The organism is Streptomyces sp. B1866, assembly GCF_031932565.1.
Lineage (GTDB): Bacteria > Actinomycetota > Actinomycetes > Streptomycetales > Streptomycetaceae > Streptomyces.
Genome location: NZ_JAVSCF010000319.1, coordinates 1 through 6,423, shown reverse-complemented (window position 1 = coordinate 6,423; position 6,423 = coordinate 1). Strand labels below are relative to the sequence as shown.

Genomic DNA, 6,423 nt, shown 5'->3' with positions numbered 1-6,423 from the left:
CCCCACGACCCGGCCGTCGGCGGCCCCGGCGGCGGGGCCGCGGACTGCGCCGAACAGGCGGTGCTGGCCGCCGAGACCGGCCGCGCGCTGCGCGCCGCGGTGCGCAGGCTGCCCGGCCGCTGCCCGGCGCTGCTGGACGCCCTGCTGTCGCCGTCCGACCCGACGTACCGCGAGATCGCGGGTGAGTTGGGAATGTCACAGGGCAGTCTGGGGCCGGTCCGTTCCCGATGCCTGAGTTGCCTGCGCAGAATGCTCGCGGCGGAGGTTGCAGCTCCTTAACTTCGGGGAAAGGAGCGTTAGACAATCGGCGCCTCGGAGGCGGCGCGCCGCGCGCGCCGGCTCCACCAGGCCATCGACCCGGTCGCGCCCACCCTCATCGCGGCCGGGCGGACCATGACATTGGGGAGGCATGCGCACATGGGCATGAGCGTGACCATCTCTCCGGCGACCGACCGCGACGCCGAGCAGATCCTCAAACTCCAGTACCTGTGCTACCAGCGCGAGGCCGAGTTGTACGGCGACTACTCCATCGAACCGCTCACGCAGACCCTCGACGACCTCCGCGCCGAACTGGGCAAGGGTTGTGTGCTCGTGGCCCGGCTCGGCGAGGAGGTCGTCGGCTCGGTGCGCGGCAGCGTGGACGACACGGGCACGGCCGCCATCGAGAAGCTGATCGTCCACCCGCGCATGCAGCGGCACGGGCTGGGCGGGCGGCTGCTGGCGGCCATCGAGGACCGGCTGGCGGCGGAGCGGGACGCCAAGCGGTACCGCCTGTTCACCGGCCACCGCAGCGACGGCAACCTCCGCCTGTACCGCAAGTACGGGTACGCGCAGGTCGGCACCGAGGAGGTCAGCCGCCGCCTGAGCCTGGTGACGATGGAGAAGGCCGCGTACGCCGCGAGCGCCTGACCCGGACACCGAAGGCACCGGACACCGAAGGCAGCGCCCAGGGCCCGCCGGGGATCAGTCCCGGCGGGCTCTGCGCAGCCAGAGCAGGCCGGTGACGGGCAGCAGGACGGGGATGAACAGGTAGCCCATGCCGTAGTCCGACCACACCGTCTGGTCGGGGAAGGCACCGGGGTCCACCAGCGTCCAGGTGCCGACGGCCAGCACCCCGGCCAGCTCCGCGGCGCACGCCACGAGCGCCGCCTTGCGGGCGCCCTCCCCGCCGCGCACCAGCGACACCAGGATGAAGGCGTACACCACCGCGGAGACCGCCGAGAGGACGTACGCCAGCGGCGCCTCGTCGTACTGGGCGGCGAGCTGGTAGGCCGAGCGGGACGCCGCCGCCACCGTGAACACCCCGTACAGCATCACCAGCAGCCTGCCCGGCCCCCGGCCGGCCGCGGGCGCCGGCCGCGCCGCCGCCCCGGCCTCAGCCGACTCAGACACCGCCGCCTCCCCAGATGTCGTACAGCCGTACCTCCAGCACGGCCATCACCAGGCCCGCCGCCGCCACCGTCGCCGAGCCCCAGCGGGTGCGCTCGGACAGCGACAGCAGCGCCGCCGCGGGCACGGCGAAGGCCGAGCCGAGCAGGTACGCCACGAAGATCGCCACCCCCTGGTCGGGCCGGTCCCCGCGCGTCAGCAGCACCACCCCGGCCACCAGCTGGACCAGGGCCAGCGCGAACACCACGGCCATGCCGATGAAGTGCCAGTCCTTGGTGGGCTCGTCCCGCCGGAAGGCGAGGCCGCACCACGCGGCCAGCAGCAGCGAGGCCACGCCGACCACGACCGTCAGCACGTCGATCAACGGGACCTCCGCGCGGTGCGGCGGCCCGGACAGGGCTTGGCGAGCATGGGGACGACTCTAATCGCAGCCCCGCCCGGGCCCGCGCGCGGCCCGGACCAGCGGCTGTCCACGCCCCGGACAGGGATGTCCGTATGCGGAAAGCGCCGATCGGTTCTCCCGGTCGTCTGCTTTACTGGCGGCCATGACCACGACGAGCACCCGCACCTGTGCGACCGAGGCGATCCCGACGCCCGGTGCTCGTTGTCGGTGTCGCTCCGGCCACGGCCGCCCGTGTCCGGGCCGGCGCCCCGCCACGGACGGCTGACAGCCCGCTCTCCGCGGCCCGCCCGCGCGGCGCCCCGCTCTCCTTCCCGGTCCGCTGCCGGCGGGCCCGGCCGCGACCCCGCGCCGTCCCGCGCGTACCTCCTCCCGACATGCTCCGCACACGCCCGCGCGGCGGCCGACGTGCCGCCGCGCTCGACAGCGACGGAGATCCCAGTGATCACCATGACGGGCCTGACCAAGGTCTACCGCTCCCAAGGCCGCGAGGTCGCCGCCCTCGACGGCGTGGACCTGCACGTGACGGAAGGCGAGGTGTACGGCGTCGTAGGCCGCAGCGGCGCGGGCAAGTCCACCCTCATAGCTGCGTGAACCTCCTGGAGCGCCCCACCTCCGGCACGGTCGCCGTGGCCGGCCGGGACCTCACCGCACTGGCCGGGCGCGGCCACCGGAGCCCGGCGGCCCTGCGCCGGGCCCGCGGCCGCATCGGCATGGTCTTCCAGCACGTCAACCTGCTGTCCTCGCGCACCGTGCGCGGCAACGTCGAGCTGCCGCCGGAGATCCTCGGCGTGTCCCGCCGGGACCGCGCCCGGCGGGCCGCCGAGCTGCTGGACCTGGTCGGTCTCGCCGACAAGGCCACCGCCTACCCCGCGCAGCTGTCCGGCGGCCAGAAGCAGCGCGTGGGCATCGCCCGCGCCCTGGCCGGCGACCCCAAGGTGCTGCTGTCCGACGAGGCCACCTCGGCCCTGGACCCGGAGACCACCCGCTCGATCCCGCGCCTGCTGCGCGACCTGGCCCAGCGGCTCGGGCTGACCGTCCTGCTCATCACCCACGAGATGGACGTGGTCAAGACGATCTGCGACTCGGCCGCGCTGATGCGCGACGGGCGGATCGTGGAGTCGGGCACCGTCTCCGACCTGCTGGCCACGCCGGGCTCCGAGCTGGCGCGGGCGCTGTTCCCGCTCGACGGACGGCCCACCGGCCCCGGCCGCACCGTGCTGGACCTCACCTTCCAGGGCGAGGCCGCGACCCGGCCGGTGCTGTCGCGGCTGTCGCGCAGGTACGACATCGACGTCGCGATCCTGGACGCGGCCGTGGACACGGTGGCCGGCGGGCAGGCCGGCCGGATGCGCGTCGAGCTGCCCGGCCGGTTCGAGGACAACGTCGTGCCCATCGGCTTCCTGCGCGAGCACCCTCGACGACGTCGGAGCCGCCGTCATCAACGGCAACTACGCGCTGGAAGCCGGCCTGAAGCCCGCCACGCAGGCGCTGCTCCTGGAGCCCGCCAAGGACAACCCGTACGCCAACTTCCTGGCCGTCAAGAAGGGCCACGAGGACGACGCGCGCGTGAAGAAGCTCGCTGACCTCCGCACCTCGCCCGAGGTGCGGAAGTACATCCAGGAGAAGTACCAGGGGTCGGTCCTGCCGGTCACCGGATCCTGACGGCCGCACCGCGGGAGCGTCGGTCCGCGCCCCTTCCACCACGCGCCGGCCGGCGCGCCCGCGCCCCCGCGATGGGGCCCGCCGGGCCGATGCTGCATGCTGGGCTCTCCCCAGAGCCTCGGATCCCGGTTACGGAGCGTCGCATGACACCCACCTTCCCGGACATCTCCATCAGTACGGACCGGCTCGTGCTGCGCCCGTTCGAGGAAGCCGACGTGCCCGCGCTCACGGAGATGATGAACGACGAGTCCGTCACCGCCTGGACCACGGTCCCGCACCCCTACACCGTGGACCACGCCCGCGCGTGGGCGCTGCGCACCGCGCCCGCCGAGCGCGCCGAGGGCCGCGGCATCGTCTTCGCCGTCACCGAACTGCTCACCCAGCGGCTCGTGGGCACCGTGCACCTGCGCGACACCGACTGGCGCCGCCTGACCGCCGAGGCCGCCTACGTCACCGCCCCCTGGGCGCGCGGCGAGGGCTACGCCTCGGAGTCCGCGCTGGCCGTCGCCCGCTGGCTGTTCGAGGACCAGAAGTTCGAGCGCCTGGAACTGCGCACGGCCGCCGGCAACACCGCCTCCCAGCAGGTCGCCCAGAAGATCGGCTGCATCAGCGAGGGCGTGCTGCGCAACGCCTGGATAGCCCGCACCCCGACCGAGGACGGCGGCTGGGCCGAGGTGCGCACCGACCTCATCGTGTGGAGCCTGCTGCCCGAGGACCTCGACGGCGTCCCCGGCCGGCAGGGCGGCCCGGACGGCTACGGCGACTACTCCGGCCGCCCCGACTGGAGCTGACACCCCGCCGGCCGCACGCCCCCGGACGGCCTACCCGGGCCCGCCCGGCCGGTGACCGCCCGGCAGGCCGCGTCCGCGCCGGTCCCGTCCGGGCCGGCGGCCGGCGGCGGCGTCCGCCGGGCGTCCGCCGCGCCGCGCCCCGGCGCCGTACGGACCCCGCCGGCCGGGTAGTCTCCGCGTGCCCGCACCAGCGGCCCGCGGCACACCCGCCCGCGGGCGGCGACGCGCGACCGCACCCCGTACGACCACAGCCCAGGGGAGGCACACGACGATGGCAGACCGCGTCACGGTGATCGGTTGGGACGGCTCCCCGCTGACGGCCGCGGCCCGCTCCGCCCTCGCCGCGGCGACCCTGGTGGCCGGCGCCGCCCACCACCTGGCGCTGCCCGAAGTCCCGCCCGGCGCCGAGCGCGTCCGGCTCGGCAGCCTCGGCCTGGCGGCCCGCCGCATCGCCGGACACCGCGGCTCGGCCGTCGTACTCGCCGACGGCGACCCCGGCTACTTCGGCGTCGTCCGCACCCTGCGCGCGCCCGAGCACGGCCTGGAAGTCGAGGTGGTGCCCGCCGTCTCGTCCGTCGCCGCCGCCTTCGCGCGGGCCGGCATGCCCTGGGACGACGCGCGCGTCGTCGTCGCCCACAGCCGCGACCTGCGCCGCGCGGTCAACGTCTGCCGCGCCCACCCCAAGGTCGCCGTCCTCACCTCGCCCGGCGCGGGCCCGGCCGAACTGGCCCTGCTGCTCGGCCCGGTGCACCGCACGTTCGTCGTCTGCGAGGCCCTGGGCACCGACCGCGAGCAGGTCACCGTGCTGACCTCCGACAAGGCCGCCGACCGGGCCTGGCGCGACCCCAACGTCGTCATCGTCCTGGGCGGCGCGCCCGCCGCCGCGCCGCGCACCCCGGGCGGCCCGCCGGGCGGCTGGCTGGCCGGCCACGACCCCGGCTACCCGCCCGCCCTGCGCGGCTGGGCGCTGCCCGCCCCCGGCCGCGCCGCGCCGCCCGGCGAACGCGAGGCGCCCTACCAGCGCGCCGCCGAACTCGCCCGCCTCGGGCCCCGCGTCGGCGACCTGGTGTGGGACATCGGCACCGGCAGCGGCGCCGCGGCGGTCGAGGCCGCCGGGTTCGGCGCCGCCGTCATCGCCGTCGACCGCGACCCGGACGCCTGCGCGCGCGCCGCCGCCCTGGCCCGCTCCCGCGGCGTCCAACTGCACGTCGTACAGGGCACCGCGCCGCAGGTGCTCGAAGACCTCCCGGAACCCGACGTGGTGCGCGTCGGCGGCGGGGGAGCGGACGTCGTCGCCGCCTGCGCCGCGCGCCGCCCCGAACGGATCGTCACCCGCGCGGCCACCCGGGACGCCGCCGAGGCCGTCGGCGGAGCGCTGTCGGGAGCCGGGTACGCCGTCGAGTGCGTGCTGCTCCAGTCGGTCGAACTGGCCGTCGGAGACTGGACGGAGCGCGACCGGGCGGTCGGCTTCCTGCTGTGCGGACACCGTCCGCCGCTGTGATTTTCGCCCCGGGACGCCCTGCCGGTAGCCGGGCGCCGACCGGGCCCGGGGTAGGCTGGCGGACTGTTGTACCGCCCGTACCGCCCTCGGTGTTCGGCGCTTTGTTCGTCAATAGCCGGTATGCGCCCCACGGTTTTGGCAGGATCGAGGGGACAGACACGGGGGACGTGCCGCGCGCCGCGCACGCTCGTTGTCAGCTCCGGGGGCCTGCCCCGGAGGCGGTAGGCGGTGGGAAGGAGCACGGCACTCATGGGCGAGGGGTACGCATGACCGACACCGGCCAGGTCCCGGGCGAGGGGCTGCCGGCGAGCGCGGACGGCGGGCTCGGACAGCCGCCCGCCGACACCGGCTTCCCCGTCGGCCCCGGCTTCCCCGGACAGCAGCAGCCGGGCGTGCCCGCCGACCCGGCCTTCGGCTACCTCGGCGAGCCCCACGAGGCCGCCCCCGACCACGACGCGGGCGAGGACGACGACCTGCTGCTGATGCCGGGCGCGCAGGGCGCCTGGAGCGAACAGCAGCCCCGCTACCCGCAGCCGTCCGCCGCGCCCGGACCGCTCGGCGGCCACGGCGCGTACGCTGCGCCCGACGCGGGGGCCGCACCGGGCGGCGGGCCCGCCCCGGCACCCGCGGAGTACCCGGGCGGGCACGCGCCGCCGCCTGCCGCGGACCGGCCCGCC

The 6,423-nt window shown here is 76.1% G+C and carries 5 protein-coding genes and 4 pseudogenes; 7 read left to right on the top strand and 2 right to left on the bottom strand.

Going from position 1 to position 6,423, the window contains the following annotated elements; all coding sequences use genetic code 11:
• Positions 1-279 (top strand): annotated as a pseudogene (locus RKE29_RS26955) (sigma-70 family RNA polymerase sigma factor); the annotation flags it as partial.
• A 138-nt stretch (positions 280-417) separates the two neighbouring features.
• A complete protein-coding gene (locus RKE29_RS26950) occupies positions 418-909 on the top strand; it encodes a GNAT family N-acetyltransferase (protein WP_312008271.1) in 492 nt (163 codons plus the stop codon).
• Between the two features lie 54 nt (positions 910-963).
• Here the strand turns inward: RKE29_RS26950 and RKE29_RS26945 are convergent, their stop codons facing one another.
• A complete protein-coding gene (locus RKE29_RS26945) occupies positions 964-1,392 on the bottom strand; it encodes a hypothetical protein (RefSeq protein WP_312008270.1) in 429 nt (142 codons plus the stop codon).
• Positions 1,385-1,753 (bottom strand): hypothetical protein, encoded by a 369-nt coding sequence (locus RKE29_RS26940; protein WP_312008269.1) that lies wholly within the window; start codon positions 1,751-1,753, stop codon positions 1,385-1,387. Before RKE29_RS26940 ends, RKE29_RS26945 begins: the two co-directional genes overlap by 8 nt.
• A 477-nt stretch (positions 1,754-2,230) precedes the next feature.
• Between RKE29_RS26940 and RKE29_RS26935 the strand changes: the two are divergent.
• The 5 genes and pseudogenes from RKE29_RS26935 to RKE29_RS26915 all read left to right on the top strand — a co-directional run.
• Positions 2,231-3,201: pseudogene (locus tag RKE29_RS26935) on the top strand (methionine ABC transporter ATP-binding protein); the annotation flags it as partial.
• Between the two features lies 1 nt (position 3,202).
• Positions 3,203-3,454 (top strand): annotated as a pseudogene (locus tag RKE29_RS26930) (MetQ/NlpA family ABC transporter substrate-binding protein); the annotation flags it as partial.
• A 143-nt stretch (positions 3,455-3,597) separates the two neighbouring features.
• Entirely contained in the window at positions 3,598-4,245 is a 648-nt protein-coding gene (locus RKE29_RS26925) for a GNAT family N-acetyltransferase (RefSeq protein ID WP_312008268.1), read from the top strand.
• A 271-nt stretch (positions 4,246-4,516) separates the two neighbouring features.
• Positions 4,517-5,746 (top strand): precorrin-6y C5,15-methyltransferase (decarboxylating) subunit CbiE, encoded by a 1,230-nt coding sequence (cbiE, locus tag RKE29_RS26920; RefSeq protein WP_312008267.1) that lies wholly within the window; start codon positions 4,517-4,519, stop codon positions 5,744-5,746.
• Between the two features lie 266 nt (positions 5,747-6,012).
• Positions 6,013-6,423: pseudogene (locus RKE29_RS26915) on the top strand (hypothetical protein); the annotation flags it as partial.

Coding starts and splice junctions, on each gene's coding strand:
- RKE29_RS26925 (WP_312008268.1), top strand. CDS start 3,598: ATGACACCCACCTTCCCGGACATCTCCATCAGTACGGACCGGCTCGTG.
- cbiE (WP_312008267.1), top strand. CDS start 4,517: ATGGCAGACCGCGTCACGGTGATCGGTTGGGACGGCTCCCCGCTGACG.
- RKE29_RS26950 (WP_312008271.1), top strand. CDS start 418: ATGGGCATGAGCGTGACCATCTCTCCGGCGACCGACCGCGACGCCGAG.